Genomic DNA, 26496 nt, shown 5'->3' on the forward strand with positions numbered 1-26496 from the left:
CTCCTCGGACTCGGTCACCTCGGACGTGGACCCAGGACGTGGACCCAGCGGGCCTGGGACGGGGTTCCCTTTTCCGTTACCCCGAACATCATGTACCAGCCGGGAGGCATCAGCGCCGGGTTGGCCGGCAGCGTGACGACGATGCCACTGGGCACCCGGGTGAAGCCGACCTCGATGGAGCGCTGCTCCACGTCGGTGACGTGGGTGACGGCGCTCGGCCGCATCAGCCGTACCTTCGCGATGCGCTGGGCGTCGGGGGTCTTGAAGCCCGCCCTGCCTCCCAGGTTCAGCGTCTGGCGTCCGTCGGTGAAGACCGGGCGCCGCTCGCCGTTGTGCAGGTAGGTGGGGGTGTAGATCTCGACCCGCTGGTCGAAGGTGCCGGGGATCGAGCCGTCCTGGTCGGCGAAGAGCGGGTCCGACCCCATGCTGAGCACCCGGCCGTCCGGCAGCAGCAGGCCCTCCGCGTGGTAGTTGCGGCCGACCGCGGGCGCCGCCGCCTTCCTGAAGGCGTTGCCCGCCGGGTCGTAGACCTCCGCCCGCAGGACGTCGCTGTCGCCCCGGCCCCGGTAGTCGCCGGACCCGTTGAAGGAGAGCACCGTGTCGTCGGGCAGGAGCACCGCCGACGGGTAGCGCACGGGGTCGGACAGGTTCGGGCCGCGGACGTAGCGGGGCGCGGGCTGCTTGAAGTCGATGACGGCGGTCCGGTCCGTGGCGTTCTTCTGACCGGGCTGGCGTTCCCCGACCGGGCCTCCGCCCATCACCATGATCTTCTGGTCCTGGGCGGGGGGCAGCATCACCGAGGCGCCGGTCTCGTTGAGCTCGGGCTCCGGCAGGCCGGGGACCGGGGTGAAGGCCTCCATCTCGTCCGGCGCCACGCCGCCGACGCCGTCGGCTGACCTCACCAGGTGGTCGGTGTCGTGGCGGTAGTCCCACACGCCGGGGGGACGCAGCGACAGCTGGCCCGGGCCGTACCCCGCGCTCATCCCGGAGAAGAAGAGCGTGTCGTCGTCCAGCAGGAACAGCGCGGGGTAGGTGGGGAAGAAACGCTTGGGGCCGGGACTCCACTTCCTGGTGCGCGGGTCGTAGATCTCGTTGTCCCTGGTGACCTGTCCGACGGTGTCGAGCCCCGAGACCGTCATCACCCTGCCGTCGGGAAGGGCCGTCATCGTGGGATACCAGCGGCCCTCGGTCATGTCCTGGACCTTGACGTAGCGCTCGGTCGCGACGTCGAACTCGTAGGCGTCCCTGATCCCCTGGAAGTCCTGCTTCTCGAGCGTCATGCCGGCGCCCATGGCGTACAGGTTGCGCTTCTCCCTGACGGTCGTCAGCCCCTGGATCTCGTACTTGACGTAACCGCCCGGGGAGGCGAACACGCCTGCCTGCCCCTCGACCACGGACTCGGCGAACACCTTGGTCTCGCTGGGCTTCACCTGCGCCTTGCCGGGCACGCCCGTCTCGGTCTTCTTCGCGGGCGGCACCGTGACGGGGGCGGTGGTGCGGTAGACCTTTCCGCCGGGGGCGGTGACCAGCGTGCCCGCGGGCAGGTCCTTGGTGAGGTGCGGGTTCTCGTTCTTGACCGTCAGGGGCCCGCCCGCCCGCTTGACCTTGTTCTTGAGCACCTCGAAGCGCAGGGTGCCGCCCGCGATGAGAAGGTTGCCCCCGGGCAGCATCACGTGGCCCGCGCAGAAGAAGTCGACGGGCGTGTCGATCATCTTGAACTCGCCGGGCTGTCCCGGCTTCGCCGGATCCCACAGGAGGGTCTTGAAGGTGCCCTTCGCGAAGTTGGCGGCGTTGTTGCCCGACCCGGCGACGATGAGCACCTTTCCGGTGTGCAGCAGTGCCGCGTGGATGGCGTTCACCTTGAACCGGTCGGGGACGTCCAGGAAGCTCCAGTGGCCGTAGCGCGCCTTGTAGTCGTCCCGGTTGATCTGGTAGTCGTGCCACTCCCGGTAGGCGAACCCGGCGACGGCGGGCAGGTTGACCCCGACGACGACGGCCGCGACGGCCACGACGACCAGGTTCTTGCGCCACCTGCTCAACGGCTCCCCCTGCCGCTCCAGGCCCAGACCGCCAGGGGACCGAGGCAGATCACGAGGGCGAGGATGCCCCACAGGGTCATGACCAGGTGCACGTGGCCGGTCCAGAACACGGTGAGCAGCAGCCCTCCGCCGAAGATCGCCGCCCACCACAGGTGGATGCGGAAGGTGGCGATCTGGTCGGGGCTCGCCGAGTCGCCCTTGGGGGTGACCACGAACCGGCTGGGACGCCGCAGCGCGGCCCCGAGCAGCGACGCCACGTAGATGGGCGCGGACAGGGCCGACATGACCATTCCCGCGACCCCGGAGGAGCCCTCGGGCTCGTGCGGGCTGACGTTGTGACGCCGGTTCCAGGTGTAGAGCATGACCTGCAGCAGCGCCGCGTCGCCGTACAGCATGAGCCACATGTCCATCGGCACGGTGACGCCCGAGCCGCCGACCGCCATGAAGAGGATGGCGCTCAATCCGGCCAGCAGCCAGTTGAGGGCGGACATCGGATAGAACGTCACCATCAGGCTGTAGTTGAACAACCTGCCGGGCGAGAGCCGGAACGCCGCCCGCCAGAACTGGGTGAGCAGCGTCTCGTAGGTGCCGCGGCTCCAGCGCAGCTGCTGGCTGAAGAAGTCGGTCCACGACGACGGCCCCTCGCCGACGGCCAGGACGTCGGGGGTGTAGACCGACATCCAGCGCTGTCCGGTCTCGGGGTCGCGGGCGCGGTGGAACTCGATGCCGGTCGCCATGTCCTCGGTGATCGAGTCGTACAGGCCGCCGATCTGCTTGAGCGCCCTGATCCGCACGGCGTTGTTGGTGCCGACGAACATCGGCGCCCCGTACAGGTTGCCCGCGCGCTGGATCAGGGAGTGGAAGAGGAACTGCTGGCTCTCGGCGGCCTTGGTGACTCCGGCGGTGTAGTTGCCGTAGACCTGCGGGCCGACCACGAAGGCCACCCTGGGGTCGCGGAAATAGCCCAGCATGCGTTCGCAGAACTCCGGCAGGGGCACGTGGTCGGTGTCGACGGAGACGAAGAAGTCGTAGTCGTCGCCGTGGGCGGACAGCCAGCTGTTGTAGTTGCCGTGCTTGGTCTTCGCCCTGAAGGGACCCTTCGGCTGGTTCCACTCGGGCACGCCCTTGCGGGTGAAGTGGTGCGCGCCCAGCCAGTCGCAGAGCTCGTGGATGTCGGGGTCGTCGCCCTCGTCCAGCAGCCACACGTCGAGCACGCCGTCATGGCGGATCTTCAGCGCCGCGGCCAGGGTCTCCCTGACCATCTCCAGCGGCTCCTTGCCCGGCACGCAGGTGGTGATGAAGGCGACCCGGCTGCCCGGCTCGGGCGTGACCGGGAGCGGGTCCCTGGCCGCGAGCATGGCGTGGACGTTGGACACCACGCTCACCAGGCGGAACAGCTCGATCATGGCGATCGCCACGAGCATGATCCGGTCGGAGACCGTCAGGTACCACGGGAGCACGCCGTAGGGGTCGGGCCGGACCGTCCAGTGTTCGGGCAGGAGCAGCCACACCATGAGGGTGAACTCCACCAGGAGCGCGGCGACCATCAGCAACGCCGCCCGCACCCGGTGCGGCTCGCTCGACAGCAGCGAACGGTAACGGACCCGGTACGGCCTGCCCGGCTCGGGCTCGGTCACGGGTCCCGCCAGCCTGCTGAACCGCTCATAGTCGTAGAGCGCGATCTTCGTGGCGCCCGCGGAGACGCTCATCGGTTCGGCGACCTCACGGCACGCACCACGAAACCCGGCACAGTCCCCCCAGGTGGATCACACCGGCTGTCCCGCCCAAGGCGGAGCCGACACCGGCCTGTAGATCATTAAACAGTGAGACATCATATTCCGACCGCTAAGTAAGACATCACCCGTCTGATGAAGTTATGGAACATTCCACAGAGAGGTCGCCAGGGGCGGGAAAACCCCGTGCCGGAACAACCCCGGAACTGACAGGCTGAGCGAATGCAAGATGAGTTTGTCCCGAATTATCTAATTTTGTCGGTTGTGGTTGGTTCACGGGCATATGGGCTGGAAACAGAGGATTCCGACGTCGACAGGCGCGGCGTCTTCGCGGCGCCGACCCCGCTGTTCTGGCGGCTCGTCAAACCGCCGACGCACGTCGACGGGCCGCTGCCGGAGCAGTTCTCCTGGGAGGTGGAGCGATTCTGCGGCCTCGCACTCGAGGCCAACCCGACGATCCTGGAGTGCCTGTGGTCTCCGATCGTCGAGCACACCACCCCGGCGGGCGCGGAGCTGCTCGCGATCCGGCGCGCCTTCCTGTCCCGGCGCGCCCAGCAGACCTTCACCGGATACGCCGACGCCCAGTTCCGCCGCCTCGACCCCGAGCGTCCCCGGTGGAAACAGGCGATGCACATGATCCGGCTGCTGCTCAGCGGCCTGCACCTGGCCCGTCACGGCGAGCCCCTGGTGCGGATGGAGGCCCACCGCGACCGGCTGCTGGCCGTACGGCGGGGCGAGACGACCTGGACCGAGGTCGAGCGGTGGCGGCGGGAGCTGGTCGCCCTCGTGGACGGCGCGAGCGCGCTGCCCGCGGAGCCGGACCGGCGGTGTGTCGAGGAGTTTCTCGTCCGCACGAGAAAGGCCGCCCTTTGACGTCCGCCCCCGCCGGTTCCCCGCACCGACAAGCCGCACAATTCCCCTCAGACAGGAGCGTCCGCCGATGACCGTCACCCTGCCCGCGTGGCTGGCCGAGATCCCCGGGGAGCAGCCGCACCCGCCCGCCTTCGTGACGGTCAGCGGCGCGCACCTGTACGGCTTTCCCTCGGTGGACTCCGACGTCGACCTGCGGGGCGTGCACGTCCTGCCCGTCGAGGAGGTGGTCGGACTCCGCGCCGGCGAGGAGACCGTCACCCGCTCATGGACACGGCACGGCGTCGAGGTCGACCTGGTCACCCACGACCTGGTGAAGTTCTGCCGCCTGCTGCTGCGCCGCAACGGCTACGTGCTGGAGCAGCTGCTCTCCCCGCTGGTCGTGGCCACCTCCCCGATCCACGCCGAGATGGTCGCCGCCGCGCCCGGATGCCTCACCCGGCACCACGCCCACCACTATCTGGGCTTCGCCCGCACCCAGTGGCGCCTGTTCGAACGCTCCGGTCAGCTCAAGGCACTGCTCTACACCTTCCGGGTGCTGCTGACCGGCCTCCACCTGATGCGGACCGGCGTCCTGGTCGCCGGCCTGCCCCAGCTCACCGGCCTCGTGCCCGAGGCGCCGCCGTACCTCGCCGACCTGGTGGCCGCCAAGCGCCTCGCCGAGCACGGCTCCCCGCCCGGCGACTCCCCGGCCCCGGCGCGGCTGGCGCGTGACGTCACCCGTCTGACCGCCGACCTCCAAGAGGCCATGGAGGTCTCCCCGCTCCCTGACACGGCGGCCTCCGCCGACGTCCTGCACGACCTCGTCGTCCGCGCCCGGCTGGCGGCACGCGCCCCACGAGGCTGACGTGCCGGTCACCGCGCCCGCGACGCCGGTCCGAGGTCGGTCCGGTGCCCGCACGCTTGGCAGACTCCGACGGGCAGGTGCCGGACCGGCGCCGGGCGCGTCACGCGCCGAGCAGTTCCCACCAGCTGTCCGGCGCGGGCGCGTCGTCGGCGTCGACGCGGTCACCGGGGCGGGGAACCGCCAGGCGGACGTCTCTGGCCTTCGCCTCGCGCCACAGACGGTCGACCGGCTCGGCCCAGGGATGGAAGGCGAGGGTGAAACTCGCCCAGTGGACGGGCAGGAGCAGCTCGCCTCCCAGGTCGAGGTGGGCGTTCACCGCCTCCTCCGGGTTCATGTGGATGTCCGGCCAGCTCGGGCTGTAGGCCCCGACGGGCATGAGCGTCAGGTCGAAGGGGCCGTGCGCGGAGCCGATCCCGGCGTAGCCGTCGAAGTATCCGGAGTCTCCGGCGTAGAAGACCCGCCGGTTCTTCCCCGCGACGACCCAGGAGCCCCACAGCGTCGTGTTGCGCGTCAGGGTGCGCCCCGAGAAGTGCCTGGCCGCGGTCGCGACGAACCGCAGGCCCGCGACCAGCGTCTCCTCCTCCCAGTCCAGCTCGACGATCCGCGACCGGGGAACGCCCCAGCGCTCCAGGTGCGCGCCTATGCCCAGCGGGACCAGGAAGGGCGCCGCCTGACGGGCGGTGAGCGCGCGGACCGTCGCCATGTCGAGGTGGTCGTAGTGGTCGTGCGAGATCACCACGGCGTCGACCACGGGGAGGGCGGTCAGCGGCACCGGCATCGGGTGCAGCCGCTTCGGGCCCACCAGCGGCACCGGGGAGCACCTGTCGCTCCACACGGGGTCGAACAGCACCCGCCGCCCCTCGATCTCCACCAGCGTCGTGGCGTGGCCGTACCAGACGACGCTGAGGCCGTCGGCGGACGGTCGTGTCGAGGGAGAGGTCACCAGGGGGATCGGCCCCGGCGGACGGCGCCCGTCACGCTCGAGGAGCAACTCGCCGAGGAGCCTGGACATGGTGCCCGCCGGCACCACGGCGCCGGGCACGGGATTGTGGAAGACGCCGTCGCGGAAGCGCGGCGAGCGGCGCATCCGCGCCAGCCGCTCGCCCTCCGCCCTGCCGCCGAGGGCGGCCCGGACGTCCCGCAACGCCCACCCCGCGGCGGCCAACGCCAGCCCGCCCGCGAGCAACCGCCCCATCGACCCGTTTCCCGCCATCCGCTCACGCTCCCGAGGTCCGTCCCACACACCCGAAGTGGCTCCGACCTTCCAACTGATACGCCCACGCCGGTGTTCCCGGCACGGCGCCGCCGGAGTGCGTGGTGACGGCACGGTCACCGGCCCTACCGGCCGCAGGGCTCCTGGTAGGGATGGATCTCTCCGACCGCCTGTTCCCACTGCTCGGGAGTGATCGTCCCCCCGTCGAGTGAGCAGAGATGACGGTAGACCTCCTCCGGCCGGTAGTTCGCCAGGAGTATTCCGGTCTTGCCTCCGGGGAGGCTCACCCCGTACAGAGCGAGGGTCCGGTTGTCCGGACTGAACTCCATCCCCCATACCGATGAGCCTGGGTAGTCGGCCAGGTCCACGGGATGGTGCGGGTCACCGATCTCCCACAGGTGCACCTTCTCCCTGAGCTCTCCCGTTCGGCCTGCCAGGGTCCGCCTGTCGGGGCTGACGACGACGTCGTTGAACTCCTCGTCGGTGGGCAGCAACCGGAAACGTCGTGGGTGACGGGGGTCTCCGACGTCCCACAGGGAGATGCTTCTGTCATCCTGAGTGACCATCACCATGGTGGAGTCGTTCACCACGTCCATGGATCGCACCTGCGCGACCAGGAGATTGTCATTGACTTCGACGGGGTGCCGGACGTCGGTGAGGTCCCACATGCTGATCGAACCGGTCGTCGAGCGCCCGGTGAGAAGGCCTGTGCCCTGGTTGAACACGAAAGAGCCGAATTTTCGCCCCCTTCCCATGTCCGCCACTCGGAGGGGTCTTCGGACGTCGCTCAGGTCCCAGAAGTGGAATCCGTCGTCGTCGTAGATCATCAAGGATCTGCCGCCGAGGAAGTACGGGAGGATCTCCGAGAAGGAGGTTTCGGCGCGCGCGGGGATGATCGAGACCCTTGCCGGGTGACCGGGATCGGCGACGTCCCAGACCTCGGCTCTCCTGCCGGGCCGATCCTCCACGACGAGGACACGCCTGTCCTCGGTGACGCCGACATGACCGATCGTGCCGGCGACGCCTGCACCGACGGCGAGACTTGACTTCTTGAGAGGACGGCGAGGGTCGTTGACATCCCACAACGCGAGCGACGACCTGTCCTGGCTGTCGCTGACCAGGGTGCGGCCTCCGGAAAGGAACGCGACCCGCCCCCAGAGTCGCGGGAGTGCGGAGGCGAGGGCAGGGTGGTGCGGATCGGTCAGATCCCAGACCTGGGCCGGGCCCGGCCTGGGCACCGACACGGGGTCGCCGCTCACGGCCATCAGTCGGCCGTCAGAGGTGAAGGGGCTCCCCGGGACGACGAAGCTGGACACCTCGAAGCGCCCCGGAATGGGCTCCGGGCCTGCCCTGCTCCACAGTTGAACCTCTCCCACGCCACTGCCGCTCGCGATGACCTGACCGTCCGGGCTGAAGGCGACGGAGTACACGGGGGACCTGCCTGGAAGCCTGGCATGGACGCGGATCGCCGTGTTCTTCCCGGAGTCGTCGACCTCCCAGTGCTGGACGGCGCCGTTCAGGTCCGCGGCGGCGAAGGTCCTCCCGTCCGGGGCAAAGGCCAACCCCAGGACACCGCCCCCTCCGATGGGAGAGTTCCGTGTCTTCAAGGTCGGGTGACGAGGGGCCGTGACATCCCACACGGCCATCGCTCCAAGGCCACCGCTGGCGACGAGCAGGTTCCCCCGCGGGCTGAACGCCAGACTCTGGGCGGAGTCGGCCTTGAGGGTCGCTACGGGCCTTCGGAGGTCGGCGACGTCCCAGAGCCTGACCCTGGCGGTGCCGAAGCCTTTTTCCGTCGAGGCGCTACCCGTGGCGAGCGTCCTCCCGGCAGGGCTGAACGCGACGGCGAAGACGGTGGCGCCGTCGGCGCGGATGGTGGCCTTGACCGTGGGACGTCCGGGATCTCCGACATCCCACAGGTGCACGTCCCCCTCCCGTCCGGCGCTGGCGACCGTCTTTCCGTCGGAGCTGAAGGCTACGCTCAGCGGGACGACTGAGGGGCTGGCGAAACTGCCCTTGGCCACAGGGCGGTTCGGATCGGCCACGTCCCACAGCGAGAACGTGCGCTCGGTCTGGGCGGCGAGGAGGTGACCGGTCGGACTGAACGCGATGGCCGCCGTGTCGTCGGTTCGCAGCACGGCCTTGGGGGACGGCCTGCGCGGGTCGGTGACGTCCCACAGCCGAACCGTCCTGTCCCGGCTGGAGCTGGCCAGGGTGCGGCCGTCGGGACTGTAGAGCACGGTGCGCACCAGGTCGGTGTGGCCGGTCGCCGAGGTGGGATAGCCGGTGGTGTAAGAGGTGAGGAGGTTCATGCGGGCCTCCGGGGTGGGGGCGATCCGGTACGCCGCGAGACTCAGTCGCAAAGCCGTGGCGGGATCCCCTCCGCGCGTTCTGCCGGCCAGCTGGGCGATCTGCCGGGACGCGATGAGCCTCTCGCGGTCGGTCACGGCCTGACGTTGCCAGAGGAGCACCCCGGCGGCCACGAGAAGCAGGGCGAGAAAGCCCGCCAGGGTGACCCTGATACGCCTGCGACGCCGCGCGTCGGCCTGCCGTCTCCGCCTGCTGGAGGTGAGGAACGCGGCGATCTCGCCGGGCAGGCCGCGGTCCTTGGCGAATTCCAGGCCCTCGACGAGGGCGGTCCCGTCCAGCAGGTCACTGGGGTGACCGCTTCCGGCCCAGTGCACCCGCTGTTCCTCGGCGCGACGTAGCCAGTCGTGGAACTGGCGGTCCTCGTCGACCCAGTCGCGAAGTCGGACCCAGTCACGGATGAGCGCGTCGTGGATCAGTTCGACCACCGGCTCACCGGGCACACCACCGGCTCCGAGGAGCATGCGGGTGATGAGAAGCCGGGAGCGCGTCAGGTGGGCGATGACACGGTCGACCGCCGGATCGACGACCTGTTCGACGGCCGGCTGAGCGGGCGGGGTGTCGGCCGCCAGGGCGCGGAGTGTGTCCAAGGGGAGTTGCTGGCGTGCGGCGGGGACCTGGCGGGACTCGTCAGCCGGTCGCACGAGGGCGGTGAGCACACGCTGCGCGATGCGCCACTCGTCGTCGTTCAGCTGGCTCAGGGCGGTGTCGCACCAGGTGGCGAGGCTGCCGGTGACCTCCCCGAGGCGCCGGTAGGCGTCATGGGTGAGATGCCCGTCACGGCGGCGCTCCCACAGTCGGCTCAACGTCAGCTCCAGAGCGGGAAGGAGGGTGACGGGGGCCGTCCTGGTCACGACTCCTATGGGGTCGGACGCGAGGATGTCGGTGATGATGCGTTCGGGGAGCTCAGCTTCGAAGCGCGCCCCGGCGGTCATGGCCGGACGGGTGATGATGGCGCGAAGATCCCCCACCCCCAGGCCGGCGGACACGTTGAGCACACCCGGTGTCACGGTCTCCAGGAGCTCGGGGAGAAGTGCCGCCAGCCTCGGATAGAAGTCGTCGCGCATGACCAGGATCACGGTGAGCGGGGCGTCGGATGTGACCGCCTCCATGAGCCGCGAGTGGACCACGAGATCTGCGTCGGCTCGCTGCCCGTCGACGCCGTGCTGGGTGAGCAGTTCCTCGAACTGGTCGATGACCAGCAGCAGACGCTCCTGGTCGGGCTGGGCGGCCAGCCTGCGCCTGGCCGCCGCCACGATGCCCTCGTCGGCGGCGCCCGGCAGGCCCGCCTGCTCCAGCTCGGCCAGCAGGCCGAGCCCCGGGCGCGCGAGCACCGGCAGCCACCGGTCGCCGACGGGCAGACTTCCCTCGGCCAGCGCCGGCAGGACGCCTGCCTGAATGAGGGAGGACTTGCCCGCCCCGGACGGCCCGAGCAACAGCAGGGCCCGATGCGACGACAGAGCGGCCAGCACCCGTTCGATCACAGCGTCACGACCGTGGAACCAGCGGGCGTCCTCGATCGTGAACGGCTCCAGGAACCGGTAGGGGGACACCTCCCGCACGGTCAGCTCAGGCCATGCCTCACGGAGGCTCTCCGTCGGCGTCGCGTAGGCGACGCCCGTGCTCCTGAGGTGGGCGTCGGGGGCGGAGATGGCGGTGACCATGCCGATCACCCAGCCGGTCTCCTCGTCCAGGAGCGGACCGCCGCTGAACCCCGTCGCCATGTCGTTCGCCCCGGTCAACTGCAGCAGGGGACCGGTGCCTCCGGTGTCCTCCGTCTCTCCGGTCTCCCCGGTGCCGGGAAGCACGTCACCGGCGACGCCGTAACCGAAGTGGCCTCCCGAAGGCGCCTGGGCGGGAAAGCCGAAGGCCCGGACGCCATGCCCTCTGGAGCCCTCCGCAGCCCCCAGGGGTAGCGCCGGAACACCCACGGGGCCGTCGCCCAGGCGCAGGACGGCGATGTCCTGCGCCTCGGGGGCTCGCCATGGGGCGGTGAGGACGTCGGCCTCGAGTCGTGGCGCGCCGTCAAGGTGGGGGAAGGCGAGCCAGAGGCGCTCACCGGGCCCGTGGCCCGCGGCGCGAACCACATGGGCGCAGGTGATGACGTGGTCGTCGCCGACCAGGAAGCCCGCTCCGGCCACACCGCCGCCGTCGTCGAGGACCTGGACGACGGCGGCGAGAGCTCCCCCGTCCGGGCCGCCTTCACGACCGGGGGAAACGGCGTCCGCGGCAGCCATGACCGTGTCCCTCAGCCCGTCACCTGGTCGGCGTCACCGCTCGCCCACCTCAGGGTGACCTTCAGATGGCAACTCGCCTCACTCTTGGTGATGACGGCTCCGGCCTGCGTGGCCAGGTCGACGCCGAACTCCACCTCGATCTCGTCCGGACCCGCCTGTCGCAACTGCTCCAGCACCGCCCTGGAGGCCTCCCTGACCGGGGCCAGGACCGACCGCAGACTCGACGGCAGATCCTGGATCACCTCGCTCACCCTTCCGGCCTTCACCGGTCCCTCGGAGATCACCGGAGCGGCTTCGAACAGGATCGTCCCCCCGTCTTCCAGAGGAATCCGCACACAACTGCGCACCGTTCGTTCCTCCCTGATCCACCGCGTCCACAGAATGACAGGCAACCGATCCGGTACGGCTGACTTTCGGAAAAATACGCATCGAAATAATCGGAAAAAATATGATCTAACCAGCCGAAAACCACCTACAAGGACATTCTTAATCTTCCACGTGTACCTCAACCGGTGCTTCGAGGAACCAAAAATGAGACAGAACGCCCGAAGGAAGGCGATGGGCTGCCTGCCTCCTCCACACCCCCATCCAGCGGCAGGACGGCGCAGAGCATCGTGCCTCCGCTTCTGAGCCCTATGGGCACGACCTTTCCGTCCGGCCGGACCTCCCCGTCAACGATCACCTCTTCAGGCAGGTCTCCCACGGGTACCGCGGGCACGTCCTGCCGGACGGGACACACGAGGAAAACGGTTGTTCCGTATTTCCAGACGTCGACGAAGACGGCCTGTTCCTTGTCGGCGAGTATCTCCACGCCACTCTTGAGGGGGTTGGCGTAACCGACCACCTCCCCGCCCTGAAGAACCCCCGCGAAGTACCGCCGCCTGTCGGGTTCGCTCACATACTGCAGTATGTCTTCAGCGTTCCTGGTGTAGTACTGCTCATAACACGCGTCCGTGAGCGACTCCACACTCATGGAGCCGCTCAGTTTCACGTCGTCGCCCGCACAAGAGCCGAATCCAGTGTTGATGACCACACTGCAGCCGCAGCCAGAGAGCCCCGCGGACATGATCATAAGAACCACGATCAAAGCCGAACGCAGTTTCAAGGGAACTCCCCAAGGGACCTGAACCGCGGAGCGGTCACATGCCTCAATGCCGAACGGAGCTTTTCCCTATGACTTACGAGCGGAACGGAGAAACGTCAACCGAAAACCGGAACACACTTCGGTCACGAACAGCCGACGCCCTCCTCCGGAGGAAACCGCGTCCGCCTTTCTCGCGAATCACATTTCACATCGGACGCACTTTCGCCGGAAACCATGAGGAGAGGCCCACGCCGCACCTCCGCCAAGAGCCCGTCAACCTCCGCACGCTCAGAGGCGTGACGGCGCGGCGGAAAGAAATCACTGACCAGGGCGACCGAAAAAGACTTCCGTCGTCCGCGACGCGGCCCTCTCGCCCCTCCCTGCCAATCCTGGACGTCGCGGGACCACACCCGAACATGCGGCCCGCCCTCCGCGGGGGGCGGCTTGTCCTCAGTGATCCTCAGTGATCCTCAGCGAGCCTCGGTAAGCCTCAGCGAGCGAGGTAGCTTTCGACGGCGGCGACCTTGGCCTCCAACCTGCCGTCCTGTCCCTCGCGGATGTCCGCCTTGAGCACGAGGCTGACCCGCCCGCAGCGGGCTTCGACCACCGCGACCGCGTCCCTCACCACATTCATGACCTCGTCCCAGGTCTCCCCTTCGACCGTGGTGAACATGGCGTCGGTCCGGTTGGGCAGCCCCGAGGCACGGACCACCCGCACGGCCTCCGCCACGAGCTCGCCGACGTCCTCCCCCGTTCCGATCGGAGTCACACTGAACGCCACAAGAACCGACATCTCACACTCCTTTGAAGTCCTTTGAAGAAGGTCTCCCGTTTGAAGAAGGTCTTCCGCGCGCCCTGAGGTGAGCCGCACCGGGTGAACCGGTGTCCCCAGGTACGGTTCGAAAGCGCGCTCCTCACGGAAGCACCCGGCCCAAGCCGTCGACCACCGTCCGGTCGCCCTGCCTGACGACTCCCGGCCTGGTCGCCCGCACGATCACGCCGAACTTGTTCTCGTGCTCCCGGATCAGCCACTTCTGCAGTTCCGGCCAGCGCTCCCCGCCCTCGGGATCCCAGCTGGGCACGGCGCACCGGATGCAGGGACCCGCGTTCTCACCGGTCACGGCGAGCTCGACCTCTCCGACGGTGATCACGGTGCCGGGACCCCAGTCCTCCTCGGCGAAGGCGGGGGCGTCGAGGTCGAGGTGCAGGTTGGGCCGGAACCTGCGCAGGTCGACCGGGGCTTTCAACTCCTGCCCGAGCGCGGCCAGGGACGCCTCGAAGGTGACCAGCACGGTCGGCCCCCTGTCCTGCTGCCCGTCCGCCGCGCGCAGGCTCAGCGGGGTCCCCAGCGAGCGTGCCAGCGCCTCGGCGAGGCCGGGGTCGTCCCATCCCCAGACCTTCCCGTCGGGATCCGTCAACGCGGGCACGTCCCCGTCGCCGTACGCGCTGCTCCAGTGGAGCATCTCGGCGCGCTGTCGTACGGTCAGCACCCTGCCCGCGTGGTTCTCCCTGTCGTCGACCAGGGAGTAGGCGCGGTCGCCCGCCATCCCCCGGTCGTCGAGCCGCGCCTGCTCGATCTCCTCGCCCCTGAGCGACTTGACCGGCCATCTCAGAACCCGCAGCAAGGTCCCGCTGTACGTCGTCATGTCTTAAAAATAGCGATCATGTCTTTATGAGAGGACGAACCCCCCGCACCGTCGCCGAGGCCGAGGCGATCCAGGACGAGCTGCGGGCGCTTGTCGATCTGGCCGGCCCGGGGCCGCTGCGGCCCGCCAGGGTCGCGGGGGTGGACGTGGCCTACGACGGAGAGCGGCTCGCGGCCGCGGTGGCCGTGCTGGACGGGGCCACGCTGGAGGTCGTCGAGCAGGTGGTCGTCGGCGGCCGGGTGGCCTTCGACTATGTTCCCGGCCTGCTCGCCTTCCGTGAGGTCCCGGCCCTCGTCGAGGCCATGGGACGGCTGACGGTGACCCCTGACCTGGTCGTCTGCGACGGTTACGGCCTGGCCCACCCCCGCCGGTTCGGCCTCGCCTGCCATCTGGGCGTGCTGACCGGCCTGCCCACGATCGGCGTCGGCAAGACCGCCTTCGTCGGCTCCTATCCCGTTCCCGCCGCCGAGCGAGGCTCATGGAGCGAGCTGACCCTGGACGGCGACGTCGTCGGCCGCGTGCTCCGCACCCGCGACGGCGTCAAACCGGTCTTCGTCTCGGTGGGCCACCGCGTCGACCTCGAAACCGCCTGCCACAACGTCCTGGCCCTGACTCCGCGATACCGCCTGCCGGAGACGACTCGGGTCTCTGACCAATTGTCACGTAAAGGTTTGATCGAAAATGTCACCTTCGAGTGATTTGATCCTGTCACCACGACGAAATGGGGTGACAGTGGGCGACATCGAATGGGGCGAGATCATCGGCGTCTGGCGCGACACGAACCTGACGGAGATCCGCGAACGCCTCGCGGGCGGGTTCGATCCCGGGCAACGGCTTCCCTGGCTGGGGTCGACGCCCCTGCACCAGGCGGCCCAGGAGGGCGCGGTCCGGGTGATCGAGCTGCTGCTGGCCTCGGGAGCGGAGGTGGACCTCCTCGACGGCGACGGGGTGACCTCGCTCTGGGAGGCCGTACGCCATGGTCAGGACGACGCGGTCCGGCTCCTGCTGGCCGCGGGGGCCGACCCCTGGCGTCCCTGCGTCGCCGGACGCTCCCCCGGGCTCCAGGCGCTGTTCACCGAACTGGCGGACCTGTTCGCCCATCTCCCCGGGGCTCCCCGCGTCGGCCCCAGGCTCCGCGAGATCCAGGAGACCGTCGACGAGATGATGTTCTCCTACGAGGACTACCGCGAGGAGTTCTGCGTCGCGTTCGTCGGGGGTGTGACCGAGGAGGAGGTCGTCCGCCGTCTGGGAACGACGCCGGAGCGGTGCCCGCCGGTCAGAGCGGAGGAACTGCGGCGCGCCGAGCACGACTCTCCCTTCGAGACCCTGCGGGTCGCGAGTCCTCCGGACGGCGGGGTCGTGCTCTTCCAGACGGAGGGCATGCTGCCGGTGCACGACACCGTCGCCCGTCTCGTCACCACGGGCGGTGGAGTCCTGGCGGGAGGGTTCCCGCTCACCAGCGTCTCGGTCGACATCTGGCGGGACGGCGTCAACGTCGCCAGGCCCTCTGTCTACGAGCAACTCGGCGACGACAGCCCGTTCGAGCTGTGGATGTGCCGGTTCGGCGACTGCGGGGCGCACCCCTCCACCTCGACGGAACGGATCCTGGCCCTGATGACGCTGCTGACCGCCACCTACGTCACCGAGGGGTGGCTGTGGAGCACTCCGGTACGGGTGGTCCCCATTGAACTGCGACACGGAAGCCAGGGTGGATAGAGTCGCGAAACCATGAAAAAGCACACCATAACTGCGCTGTGGAACGATATTCCAGACGATGCCGATGATCTCCTCGTGGTCCGTGGCGGCTTCCGGAGCTACCTGTGCCTGTGCGGCAAGCACCTGGCCGACCGTGACGCCGCGGAACTGCACGCGATGGAGACCAACCAGTGCACCACCTGCCTGGGCACCGCCACCGAGCAGATCGTGCCGAACTTCTCCCAGCGCTGCACCTCGTGTGCCGGAACCGGCCGCCGCAAGGCCCAGCTCAGCTGGGAGCTCGCCTACGCGGAGGCGGAGGCGGCGATCACCGTCGACCTCGTCCGCAGCCTGATCACCCCGTTGACCGGCCCCTTCCAGCTCTCCCAGGTGGCCGACACGGTCCGCGCCGTCCTCGGCCTGCCGGTGGGACGCCTGCCGGTCGGCCCCCGCGTCCGCGACGTCCTCCGCCAGCTGGAGGCCGCGGGCGAGCTCGTCCTCGTCTCCGCCCCCGACGAACTGCTCCGCGGCACCACCGTCGTGCTCTACCGCGACCCCTACTGGCAGCACGCCTCCGAATGAGGCCGCCGAGCGCCGGCCGCGCCGAGGTGAGAGCCATGGACCTTCCGCTGGAGCGGTGCCGGGTCGAGTTGGCCGGCTACCGCCATCGGATGCCGGTCTCGCCGACGCGGCCTACGCGCCCCACCGGTGATCGGTTCCGCGCGCGACGCCAGGGCGCCGCGACCGGATCGTACGCGGCGAGCGACGCGGAGTAGCGGCGCAGCAGCAGGACGGCGGTGGCGGCGAGCCCGATGAGCAGGCCGAGCCGGGGCAGCCCCCAGGTGCCGTGAACGAAGACCCAGTTCAGACCGGCGTTGATCGCGACGGACGCGATCGTGATGCGCACGAGGATCATGATCACGGCTCCCGCGACGCCGGCGACGGTGGCCACGGCCATGCTTGCCCGGACGATCCTGCGGATCTCGTCTCGCGCCTCCGTTTCAGCGCCTGTTCCCTTCTCGGGTCCGCCGTCCTCGTCCGTGCCCTTCACGGCTCGGCCCCTCTCCGGCGACGGTCCGGCCTTCTCCCCCTTCCCCGCCCCCACCCGGGAGACACACCCGGTCCCGCCGATCCCGCTCACCTCCGGCAACGAAACCGAATGCCATTCACCGACCGGGCGAGATGTGAAAATGTCCCTTTTGTTCCCTATGACGGCTCCATATCGAGCGGTCATATGCGATTTGGTATGCGGCCTTCCGATGCCACACGCAGCACAAACGCCACTATTTCGCTCACCAAAACAGCGTGTCACAAAGTTGGGCCTTACCGGAAAGGTTCTTTACTATTAACCTTCTGGTGTGGACCTAGAAGTGCGTCATTTACGGGCGATCTGTGCTATCGCCGACTCGGGCAGCATTTCCAAGGCGGCGGCAGCACTCAAGATGTCGCAGCCTGCGCTCGCCACGCAACTACGGCGGATCGAACGCATGTTCGGTGGACCGCTGTTCGAGCGAGGCCGGGAAGGGGCACGGCCCACACAGCTCGGCATGTGGGTGCTGGTCCGTTCGCGCTCGTTGCTGCCAGCCTTCGACGAGCTGCGGCGGGACGGCATGCGCTACGCCGAACAGGCCGCGGAGAAGCTCAAGATTCGGGTGGGCTGCATGTCCAGCCACCTCGCGATAAACGTCATCAAGTGCGTCCACGAGCTGCTGGCCGGTGCCGACATCACCGTCCGCACCGAGGAGGCCATGGACCTGCTGCCCGGGCTGCTGGAGTCCGAGCGGCTCGAGCTCGCGACCCTGGGCGACTATCCAGGGCACGAGCTCACCCCGCCACCGGGGGTGGTCTACGCGGGCGTGGCCGTCGAGCCGATCTTCGTCGGGCTGGCCGCCACCCATCCTCTCGCCCAACGGGAGGAGGTGGAGCTGCGCGACCTCGCCGGCGAGGACTGGACCCTGCACGCGCTGGCGGAGTCGGGACACCGGGAACACTTCTGGGCCGCCTGCGCCCGGCAGGGCTTCGCCCCGAAGATCGCCTACTCCGCCGACCTCAGCCTCGCCGTGGACCTGATCTCCACGGGGCGGTGCGTGGGCATGTTCCAGGCGACCAGCAAGGGCTATCCCGGCATCGTCATCCGGCCGCTCGCCGGAACCCCGCTGCGGTTCCGGCACATGATCGGATGGACCGAACACGGCCCCATCTCCAGGCACGGCCCCGATCTGGTCCAGGCGGTGACCAAGACCTACTGGTCGGAAGTGCGGCGAGCACCGGTCTACGCCTCATGGCTGAGGCGTCACGTGCCGCTCTCGCCGCCCGTTTAGAACGACCATATCCTGTCCCCCCGCCGGTTCGGGCGACCATATCTCGAAGTTATGCACATTCGTGGGGTACTCCACCCGGTCCTCCCAGTGTGAGCTTTGGTCCAGCCCAAACCGTCAGGGCTCCTTGCATCCCTCTAACCCCCCAAGGGACACCGAGAGGAGTCACCCCGCGTGAATCCCAAGGTCAAATTAGGCGCGGTCGCCGCACTGGCCGCCGTCGCCGTGGCCGCATCGTCCGTGGTGAGCGCCACAACCGCAGCCGCGGCACCGGCAGCGGGCACCCAAGCCGCGCTCGCGGCGCCCGACCTGTCCGTGGGCAACATCCAGGCCCACCTGAGCCAGTTCCAGTCGATCGCCAGCAGCAACGGCGGCAACCGGGCCAGTGGCACCGGCGGCTACACGGCTTCGCTGAACTACATCAAGAACAAGCTGGACGCGGCCGGATACACCACCACCGTCCAGAACTTCAGCTCCGGTGGCCGCACCCACTCCAACCTGATCGCCAACTGGCCGTCCGGTCCCGCGAGCCCGACCTTCATGATCGGCAGCCACCTGGACAGCGTCAACGCCGGTCCCGGCATCAACGACAACGGCTCGGGCTCGGCCAGCCTGCTGGAGCTGGCCCTCAACGTGGCCAGCATCAAGCCCAACCTCAACAAGCACCTGCGCTTCGCCTGGTGGGGCGCGGAGGAGCTCGGTCTGCTCGGGTCGAAGTACTACGTGCAGAACGGCGGCGCGAGCGGGGTCGACACCTACCTCAACTTCGACATGACCGCCTCGCCGAACCCCGGCTACTTCGTCTACGACGACGTCCCGGCGATCGAGAAGGTCTTCAAGGACTACTACGCCACCAAGAACATCCCCACCGAGATCGAGACCGAGGGTGACGGCCGCAGCGACCACTCGGCGTTCAAGAACGCGGGTGTGAAGGTCGGCGGCGTCTTCACCGGAGCCTCCAACCGGAAGACCACGGCGCAGGCGTCCAAGTGGGGCGGTCAGGCCAACCAGCCCTTCGACCGCTGCTACCACTCCTCCTGCGACACCACCAGCAACATCAACGCCACCGCGCTGGACATCAACGCCGACGGCATGGCCAACGTGCTGTGGAAGCTCGCCGTCACCGACGCGCCGCAGAACGACTACTCGCTGTCGGTCAACCCGGCCTCGGCCACCGTCCAGGCGGGTTCCTCGACCACCGCGACGGTGAACACCCAGACCACCTCGGGCAGCGCCCAGACGGTCTCGCTGAGCGCCAGCGGCGCCCCCTCGGGCACCACGGTGAGCTTCAGCCCCAGCAGCGTCAGCAGCGGCCAGAGCTCGACGGTCACCGTCTCCACCTCGGCCGGCACCCCGTCGGGCACCTACACCATCAACCTGAACGGCAGCGCCGCCAGCGGCGCCAAGTCGACCTCGTTCAGGCTCACCGTCAACGGCCAGCCCCCGACGGACGACTACTCGGTGTCGGTCAACCCGGCCTCGGCCACGGTCCAGCCCGGCGAATCGGCCACGGCCACCGTCAGCACCGCGATCACCACCGGCGGCTCGCGACCGGTCTCGCTGAGCGCCAGCGGCGCCCCCTCGGGCACCACGGTGTCCTTCAGCCCCGCCACCATCAACAGCGGCGACAGCTCCACGCTCAACATCGCCACGTCCTCGAACACCCCGACGGGCAACTACACCATCACCATCAACGCCACGGGGCCGACGACCCGCACGACCACCTTCACCCTCACCGTCAACGGCGGGCAGACCGGCAGCGAGTGGACCGCGTGGAAGACGTACGCCACGGGCGACGTCGTCACCTACGGCGGCTCCAGCTACCGCTGCCTGCAGGGTCACACCGCGTACCCGGGCTGGGAGCCGCCGAACGTTCCCGCCCTCTGGCAGAAGATCTGACCGGCTGAACGGCTCGGAGGAGCCCTCCAGAACCTTCCTGGAAATCGGGTGACGAGTACGGCGGGTGGCCACAAGCCGCCCGCCGTACTTGTATGCGCTGATTGCCCCGCGGTGGGACGATGCCCGTCGGGCGGGAGGCGCTCGCGGGGAACCTGCGGCCCGTCCCCCGGCGGAGCGGCCGACGGTGATTGGATTACCCGAAAAGGGTAGGTATGTGCCGCTAAAGCATGGAAGGTCCAACCGCAGGTCGAGGCCAGGACGGTCATGATGCTCCCCAGCCGAATGCCCACGTCGTCAGGGAACACGCTGCCCGCGGGCACGCTGTTCACAGACGCGCCGTCCGGGTGGGAGCGCCCCGCACGGCGCGCGGGCGTGCCGTGCGCGCGCCTGACCCCATGAGCGCCGCGGTGCCGCCCGGCGAGGCGGCGGCCACGACGGAGCGACGACCGGAGGCGGACCCGCGCCGCTGGAAGGCGCTGACCGTCTGCCTGGTCTCCGGTTTCATGACGTTGCTGGACATCAGCATCGTGAACGTCGCGCTGCCCTCCATCCGGGGCGGGCTGGACTCGCCGCAGAGCGACCTGCAGTGGGTGGTCTCCGGATACGCCCTCGCCTTCGGGCTGGTGCTGGTGCCCTCGGGACGGTTCGGCGACATGCGCGGCAGGCGCAACGTCTTCGTCTTCGGCGTCGCGCTGTTCACCCTGGCCAGCGCGGCGGCCGGGATCGCCCAGAGCTCGACCTGGCTGGTCGTGGCGCGACTCGTCCAAGGGGTCGCGGGCGGGGTGATCAACCCTCAGGTCAGCGGCCTGATCCAGCAGCTGTTCCGGGGCGCGGAGCGGGGCAGGGCGTTCGGGCTGCTCGGCGCGACCATCGGCGTCTCCACCGCGATCGGCCCGTTGCTCGGTGGACTGCTCATCCGCCTCGGCGGCGAGCAGGACGGCTGGCGTCTCGTCTTCTCCGTCAACGTGCCGATCGGCGTCCTGGCCATCCTGTTGGCATATCGCTACATCCCGCACCGGCCCCCCGAGAGACGCTCGCGCCAGAGCATGGACCCCGTCGGCGTGCTGCTGCTGGCCGCCGGGATCGTGCTGATCCTGCTGCCGCTCGTCGAGGGCCAGCAGTGGCACAGTTCGGGAAGGTGGGTGCTGCTCGTCGCGGGACTCGCCGTCATCGCGGTCTTCGCCGTCTGGGAGCGCCGGTACGGACGCCGCCGCGAGCCGATGGTCAACCTGTCGTTGTTCGGCAGGCGCTCCTACGCCTTCGGCGCCGTCATCGCGGCGCTCTACTTCGCCGGTTTCACCGCGATCTTCTTCATCCTCACCATCTACCTGCAGAACGGACTGGGCTACTCCCCGCTGGAGGCGGGGCTGGCGAGCACGCCGTTCGCGGCGGGCTCGGCGCTGTCCTCGGTGCTCGGAGGCCGGGTCGTCACCAGGTTCGGCAGGCCGCTGGTCGCGGCGGGGCTGGTGCTGGTCGCGCTCGGGCTGGCCGTCACCGAGGTGGCCGTGGCGCTGGACTCCGGACAGGGCGTGGCCTGGGCGATCGCGGGCCCGCTGCTCGTCGCGGGACTGGGCAGCGGCCTGGTGATCTCACCGAACCAGACGCTGACACTGTCCCAGGTCCCGGTCTCCGAGGCGGGCACCGCGGGCGGCGTCCTGCAGACGGGGCAGCGGATCGGCACCGCCGTCGGCATCGCGGCGATCGGCTCGGTGTTCTTCGCCGAGGTCGCCTCGACGCACGGCGACCACGCCACGGCGTTCCGGACGGCGCTGCTGGTCACCATCGGCTTCGTGCTGGCCGCCCTGGCCGTCGCCGTCGCCGACGTGGTCGCCGAGCGCAGGTCCCGCCCTCCGGGCCAGGACGCGGAACAGGGCACGGGCCGCGACACGGGCGGCAGGCGGGGCGGGGACGCCGCCGGGCAGGCGGGCCAGGACGCCGAGAACGCCGAAGGGGCCGAAGGCCGGCAGGCCGGTCGCGGATCCGCCCGGCGGGCGGGCAGACCCTGACCGGGTGACCGGAAACGCCCCCCGGGGCGGACGCCGTTCACCGGCGCCCATTCGCTCCGCGCCGCCGCTCGCCCCATCGACGCCTGAACGGCCGCGGCGAAGAGGCGCGGTCATCGCTCCCGGAACGTCCGGCGGATCACCCGGAGGAGCGCTTCCGCGAGTCGGCGACCACACTGAAGGAGACGCCCGCCCGGACGAGCCGGTCGACCAGCGTCTGCCCCATGGCCACGGCCGTGGTGAGCTGCCCCGAGACCTCGGGCAGGTCGTCGAAGGCCAGGCAGAGCGCCGACTCGCCGAGCATCTTGGCGGTCTCGTCGTAGCCGGGGTCACCGCCGGAGACCTCGACGACGACGCGCTCGCCGCCTCCCCTGCCGAGAAGGGTCACCGTGAACCAGCTCTCGGCCCGCCGCTCGGGAGTCGGCCCGTCGCCCGGGGAGACGCGACCGAGCAACCACGACCTGACCGGGGGGATCTGGGCGAGCGCGACGACCACGCCCGCTCCCGCGACGATCCCCAGCGCGGTGGGCAGCCGCCTGACCGCGAAGTGGTGGCGGTAGACGAAGTCGGGGCCGTAGCGCTCAAGGGCGCGGGCCGAGCTCGCGACGATCCGCGGGTCGATCGTGGGAAGCGGGAGGGCCCAGCCTCCCACGTGGCGGAGCGACCCCGCGCCGCCCCGCACCCGGCGGTCGTGGGGACGCGGCTCCGCCCGCCGCCGGGCGAGGGCCGCCTCAGCGGTCTGCCTGCTCCGTGACGCTCCCACCAGGACGGAGCGCACGGTGCCGCCCGAGAGCCCGCCGTTCGCCCGGACGAACCCGCTCACCTCGATCGGCGTTCCTTCGGGGAGCAGGTTGACGGTGAAGTAGACGCCGAGGTCGTGCGGGACCGAGTCGAACCCACAGGCGTGCACGATCTTCGCACCGGTCCGCCGCGCCTCCTCGTGGTGGCGGACGAACACGCGGTCGACGAACTCCGGTTCGCCGGTGATGTCGGCGTAGTGGGTGCCCGCGGCGGCGCACGCGGCCACGAGTGGCTCGCCGTAGGAGATGTAGGGGCCGACGGTGGTCGCGACCACCCTGGTCTGCCCGGCCAGCCGCGCGAGCGAGGCGGCGTCCGTCGCGTCGGCGCGCAGCAGCGGAAGCTCCGGCAGGCCGAGGCGCTCCCTGACCGCCTCCAGCCTGGCCTGGTCGCGCCCCGCCAGGGCCCAGCGGCAGCCGGAGCCCGCGTTGCGGGCGAGGTAGTCCGCGGTCAGCGCCCCGGTGAACCCGGTGGCGCCGAACAGGACGATGTCGTACGGCCGGTCGTCGGGCATGGGCCACCACTCTCCTTCACGGCGGGCTCACGACGAGGTGACTACGCAAACCGTACGGCCGTCGGCGAGACGGCGCGCGCGGCCCCCCGCGGATCGCAGGGGCGGATCACGGTGTCAGATCACAGTGCCGGATCACAGTGTCAGATCACAATGCCGGAACGCCGCCTCGGCGGCCGGACCCAGCCGGGCCGCCCGAGGCGAGGGCGCTCAGGCGGCTGAGCACCCCCTCCCCGAACCAGTAAGCCTCCTCCAGGTGCGGATAGCCCGACAGCACGAACTCCTCGATGCCGAGCGCGGCGTACTCCTCGATCCGCTCGGCCACCTGGCTGTGGCTGCCGACCAGCGCGGTGCCCGCGCCTCCCCTGACGAGGCCGACCCCGGCCCAGAGGTTCGGGTGGATCTCCAGGTCGCGGGCCGTACCGCCGGCGAAGCCCTCGTGCAGGGCGAGCATGCGCTGCTGACCGACCGACTCGCTGAGGCTGAGCGCCTTCCTGGCCGTCCTGATGTCCCCGGGGTCGAGGGCGGCCAGCAGCCGCTCCGCCTCGGCCCAGGCGTCCCGCTCGGTGTCACGGGTGATCACGTGCAGCCGGATGCCGAACCTGAGTCTGCGCCCCTGCTCCTCGGCGAGCCCGCGAATCCACGCGATCTTCTGCGCGACCTGGTCAGGCGGCTCACCCCAGGTCAGGTAGACGTCCACGTGCCTGGCCGCGACAGGGCCCGCCGCCGGGGAGGATCCGCCGAAGTAGATCTCCGGGAGGGGGTCGGGCGCCTCCGCGACGGTCGCGCCGTCGATCCGGTAGTGCTTTCCCACGAAGTCGTACGGCGTGCCGCTCCACGCGCCGCGCACGACGGACAGGAACTCGTCGGTCCGCTCGTAACGTTCGTCCTTGGACAGGTGGTCGCCGAACCTGGCCTGCTCGGCCGTCTCTCCCCCGGTCACCACGTTGAGCAGGAGCCTGCCGCGGGAGAGGCGTTGGTAGGTCGCGGCCATCTGCGCGGCCAGGGTGGGCGACAGCACCCCGGGCCGGAAGGCGACCAGGAACTTCAGCCGTTCGGTCTCCCTGGTCAGCGCGGCCGTGACCAGCCAGGCGTCCTCGCACCAGGTTCCCGTCGGGGTCAGGACGGCCTCGAAGCCCAGCTGTTCGGCCGAGCGGGCGACCTGCGCGAGGTACTCGATGTCCGGCGGGCGGAAGGCCGCCTCGGCCGAGCGCCCGTGGCCTCGCTTGAGGCCGTGGCCGCCGCCGGTGAGAACCCGGCTGTCGCCCGCGGTCGGCAGGAACCAGTGGAATTTCACGAGAGATCTCCGGGGTCGTGTCGATCGGCGGCCTGGCCTCCCGTCCCCACATCGACGACGGGAGCGGACACGTGACGACCTCGTTCACGGCCGAGGCCGGGGTCCCGCTCATCGTCGGACAAATAACCCACAAAGTCAATCGGTAATACCGGTTATTCGTGGAACCGACCACAGGGTTGTTCGTTGATAGGTTCAAGAACCCGTCGATATACGCAAAAGTGGAGGATTGGCACAGTGGACGTCGAGCAGACGGCGCTGCCTGGAATAGGCCTGCGGCACGAGTTCACCACGCGGTCAGGCCGTCGGATAGGGGTCGTCTCCCATCGCACAGGCCGCCGCGACCTGGTGATATACGATCCAACCGACCCTGACCGGGCATGCGAGACCGTCAAGCTGAACGACGAGGAAGCCGACGCGCTGGCCGAGCTGCTCGGGGCCCCGCGCATCGTGCAGCGCCTCAACGCCCTGCACCGGGAGGTCGAGGGCCTGGTCAGCCTGCAGCTTCCGATCCCGCCCGGCACGCCGTACGCGGGAAGGGCGATGGGCGACGCACGGGTCCGCACCCGCACCGGCGCGTCCATCGTGGCCGTGGTGCGCGGCGGCCAGGTGTTCGCCAGCCCGGGGCCCGACTTCACGCTCGACGGCGGCGACGTGGTGGTCGTCGTCGGCAGCCCGGAAAGCACCTCCGCCGTCTCCGACATCTTCGCCCACGGATAGGGCGACGGGTGCACACAGCGATACTTTTCCTGGAACTCGGCGCCGTCCTCCTCGGACTCGGCGTTCTCGGCGCGCTGGCGTTGCGCGTCGGAATCTCCCCCATCCCCCTCTACCTGATCGCGGGCCTGGCGTTCGGCACCGGGGGCATCATCCCCCTTGCCACCAGTGAGGAGTTCATCTCCGTCGGCGCCGAGCTCGGGGTCATCCTGCTGCTGCTCACGCTCGGTCTCGAGTACAACGCCGACGAACTCGTGACCAGCCTGAAGGGCAACGCCCGCGCCGGGGTCGTGGACCTGCTGCTGAACGCGGCCCCCGGCGCGATCGCCGCGCTGCTGCTGGGCTGGGGCCCGGTGGCCGCCGTGGCCATGGCCGGGGTCACCTACGCCACCTCCTCGGGCATCACCGCCAAGGTCCTGTCCGACCTGGGGTGGATCGGCAACAGGGAGACCCCGGTCGTGCTGTCGCTGCTGGTCTTCGAGGACCTGACCATGGCGATCTACCTGCCGGTCCTCACCGCCCTGCTGGCGGGGCTGAGCTTCGTGGGAGGCGCGATCACCGTGGGGATCGCGCTGGCCACGGTCAGCGTCGTGCTGCTGGTCGCGCTCCGCTACGGCCGGTTCATCGAGGCCTTCGTATCCAGCCCCAACTCGGAGGTGCTGCTGCTGAAGGTGGTCGGGCTCGCGCTGCTGGTCGCCGGAGTCGCCCAGCAGCTGCAGGTCTCGGCCGCCGTCGGCGCGTTCCTGGTGGGCATCGCGCTGTCCGGACAGCTGGCCGAGGACGCCCAGGCGCTGCTGAGCCCGCTCAGGGACCTGTTCGCCGCGGTGTTCTTCGTCTTCTTCGGCCTGCAGACCGATCCGACCAAGATCCTCCCTGTCGCGGGCCTGGCCGCGCTGCTCGCCCTGGTCAGCATGGTCACCAAGCTGCTCACCGGCGTCTACGCGGCCCGGCGGGCCGGGATCGCCAGGGCGGGACGGGCGCGCGCGGGCATCGCGCTCATCCCGAGAGGCGAGTTCAACATCGTGATCGCCGGACTCGCCGTGGCGGCGGGGGTGCACCCCGACCTGGGACCGCTGGCCGCCGCCTACGTCCTCATCCTCGCCGCGTTCGGCCCCCTGGCCGCCCGCCTGGTCCAGCCCCTCATCACCGCCATCGCCAAACGGGCCTGACCGGCCCCGCCCGGCCGAGAGCGTGCGCGGCCTGCCCCTCCCCGCCGGGAGGGCAG

General features: G+C 69.8%; 21 protein-coding genes. 10 read left to right on the forward strand and 11 right to left on the reverse strand.

The window, feature by feature from the left end:
• Positions 1–14 precede the first annotated feature (14 nt).
• Positions 15–2039: a radical copper oxidase GlxA gene (gene glxA, locus PKF00_RS15370; protein WP_271218188.1), complete on the reverse strand. Its 2025-nt coding sequence runs from the start codon at positions 2037–2039 to the stop codon at positions 15–17.
• A complete protein-coding gene (locus PKF00_RS15375; protein ID WP_271218189.1) occupies positions 2036–3748 on the reverse strand; it encodes a glycosyltransferase family 2 protein in 1713 nt (570 codons plus the stop codon). The genes glxA and PKF00_RS15375 overlap by 4 nt, the downstream gene beginning before the upstream one ends.
• Positions 3749–3994: 246 nt before the next feature.
• Between PKF00_RS15375 and PKF00_RS15380 the strand changes: the two genes are divergently transcribed.
• Together PKF00_RS15380 and PKF00_RS15385 are read left to right on the forward strand one after the other, a co-directional pair.
• Positions 3995–4645: a nucleotidyltransferase domain-containing protein gene (locus PKF00_RS15380; protein ID WP_271218190.1), complete on the forward strand. Its 651-nt coding sequence runs from the start codon at positions 3995–3997 to the stop codon at positions 4643–4645.
• Positions 4646–4712: 67 nt separating this feature from the next.
• A complete protein-coding gene (locus tag PKF00_RS15385; protein WP_271218191.1) occupies positions 4713–5489 on the forward strand; it encodes a nucleotidyltransferase domain-containing protein in 777 nt (258 codons plus the stop codon).
• Positions 5490–5589: 100 nt separating this feature from the next.
• Here the strand turns inward: PKF00_RS15385 and PKF00_RS15390 are convergent, their stop codons facing one another.
• From PKF00_RS15390 to PKF00_RS15415, 6 genes are all read right to left on the reverse strand, one after another.
• Positions 5590–6702 carry an MBL fold metallo-hydrolase gene (locus PKF00_RS15390; protein ID WP_271218192.1) on the reverse strand — a complete coding sequence of 371 codons (1113 nt, stop codon included), beginning with the start codon at positions 6700–6702 and terminating at the stop codon, positions 5590–5592.
• A gap of 125 nt (positions 6703–6827) precedes the next feature.
• Positions 6828–11306: an nSTAND1 domain-containing NTPase gene (locus PKF00_RS15395; RefSeq protein WP_271218193.1), complete on the reverse strand. Its 4479-nt coding sequence runs from the start codon at positions 11304–11306 to the stop codon at positions 6828–6830.
• An 11-nt stretch (positions 11307–11317) separates the two neighbouring features.
• Positions 11318–11641, reverse strand: coding sequence for a CU044_2847 family protein (locus PKF00_RS15400; protein WP_271218194.1), 324 nt, complete (start codon positions 11639–11641; stop codon positions 11318–11320).
• Positions 11642–11811: 170 nt separating this feature from the next.
• Entirely contained in the window at positions 11812–12411 is a 600-nt protein-coding gene (locus PKF00_RS15405; RefSeq protein ID WP_271218195.1) for a hypothetical protein, read from the reverse strand.
• Between the two features lie 469 nt (positions 12412–12880).
• A complete protein-coding gene (locus tag PKF00_RS15410) occupies positions 12881–13183 on the reverse strand; it encodes an MTH1187 family thiamine-binding protein (RefSeq protein WP_271218196.1) in 303 nt (100 codons plus the stop codon).
• Between the two features lie 121 nt (positions 13184–13304).
• Positions 13305–14036 carry an MOSC domain-containing protein gene (locus tag PKF00_RS15415; RefSeq protein ID WP_271218197.1) on the reverse strand — a complete coding sequence of 244 codons (732 nt, stop codon included), beginning with the start codon at positions 14034–14036 and terminating at the stop codon, positions 13305–13307.
• 26 nt (positions 14037–14062) lie between these two features.
• On the opposite strand from PKF00_RS15415, the gene PKF00_RS15420 reads away from it, so the two are divergent.
• From PKF00_RS15420 to PKF00_RS15430, 3 genes are all read left to right on the forward strand, one after another.
• Positions 14063–14734 (forward strand): endonuclease V, encoded by a 672-nt coding sequence (locus tag PKF00_RS15420; RefSeq protein WP_271218198.1) that lies wholly within the window; start codon positions 14063–14065, stop codon positions 14732–14734.
• 34 nt (positions 14735–14768) lie between these two features.
• Positions 14769–15752, forward strand: coding sequence for an ankyrin repeat domain-containing protein (locus PKF00_RS15425; protein ID WP_271218199.1), 984 nt, complete (start codon positions 14769–14771; stop codon positions 15750–15752).
• Between the two features lie 75 nt (positions 15753–15827).
• Positions 15828–16313: a hypothetical protein gene (locus tag PKF00_RS15430; RefSeq protein WP_271218200.1), complete on the forward strand. Its 486-nt coding sequence runs from the start codon at positions 15828–15830 to the stop codon at positions 16311–16313.
• Positions 16314–16389: 76 nt separating this feature from the next.
• On the opposite strand, the gene PKF00_RS15435 is transcribed toward PKF00_RS15430, so the two are convergent.
• On the reverse strand, positions 16390–16782 hold the full coding sequence (locus PKF00_RS15435) for a hypothetical protein (protein ID WP_271218201.1): 393 nt from the start codon (positions 16780–16782) through the stop codon (positions 16390–16392).
• A gap of 319 nt (positions 16783–17101) precedes the next feature.
• On the opposite strand from PKF00_RS15435, the gene PKF00_RS15440 reads away from it, so the two are divergent.
• The 3 genes from PKF00_RS15440 (at position 17102) to PKF00_RS15450 (ending at position 21954) form a co-directional block, all read left to right on the forward strand.
• Positions 17102–18052: a LysR family transcriptional regulator gene (locus tag PKF00_RS15440; protein WP_271218472.1), complete on the forward strand. Its 951-nt coding sequence runs from the start codon at positions 17102–17104 to the stop codon at positions 18050–18052.
• A gap of 171 nt (positions 18053–18223) precedes the next feature.
• Positions 18224–19948 carry a M28 family peptidase gene (locus PKF00_RS15445; RefSeq protein WP_271218202.1) on the forward strand — a complete coding sequence of 575 codons (1725 nt, stop codon included), beginning with the start codon at positions 18224–18226 and terminating at the stop codon, positions 19946–19948.
• Between the two features lie 395 nt (positions 19949–20343).
• Positions 20344–21954 (forward strand): MFS transporter, encoded by a 1611-nt coding sequence (locus PKF00_RS15450; RefSeq protein ID WP_271218203.1) that lies wholly within the window; start codon positions 20344–20346, stop codon positions 21952–21954.
• 136 nt (positions 21955–22090) lie between these two features.
• Here PKF00_RS15450 and PKF00_RS15455 read toward each other — a convergent pair whose 3' ends face one another.
• Both PKF00_RS15455 and PKF00_RS15460 read right to left on the reverse strand, forming a co-directional pair.
• The gene (locus PKF00_RS15455; RefSeq protein ID WP_271218204.1) at positions 22091–23263 is read right to left on the reverse strand and encodes a saccharopine dehydrogenase family protein; all 1173 of its coding nucleotides are present in this window, start codon (positions 23261–23263) and stop codon (positions 22091–22093) included.
• Between the two features lie 145 nt (positions 23264–23408).
• On the reverse strand, positions 23409–24557 hold the full coding sequence (locus tag PKF00_RS15460) for an LLM class flavin-dependent oxidoreductase (protein WP_271218205.1): 1149 nt from the start codon (positions 24555–24557) through the stop codon (positions 23409–23411).
• Between the two features lie 234 nt (positions 24558–24791).
• On the opposite strand from PKF00_RS15460, the gene PKF00_RS15465 reads away from it, so the two are divergent.
• Together PKF00_RS15465 and PKF00_RS15470 are read left to right on the forward strand one after the other, a co-directional pair.
• Positions 24792–25274, forward strand: coding sequence for a cation:proton antiporter regulatory subunit (locus PKF00_RS15465; RefSeq protein ID WP_271218206.1), 483 nt, complete (start codon positions 24792–24794; stop codon positions 25272–25274).
• An 8-nt stretch (positions 25275–25282) separates the two neighbouring features.
• Complete coding sequence (locus PKF00_RS15470; RefSeq protein WP_271218207.1) at positions 25283–26440, forward strand: cation:proton antiporter; 1158 nt, start codon at positions 25283–25285, stop codon at positions 26438–26440.
• Positions 26441–26496: the final 56 nt, after the last annotated feature.

The organism is Streptosporangium carneum (genome assembly GCF_027922005.1).
GTDB classification, from domain to species: Bacteria; Actinomycetota; Actinomycetes; order Streptosporangiales; family Streptosporangiaceae; genus Streptosporangium; species Streptosporangium carneum.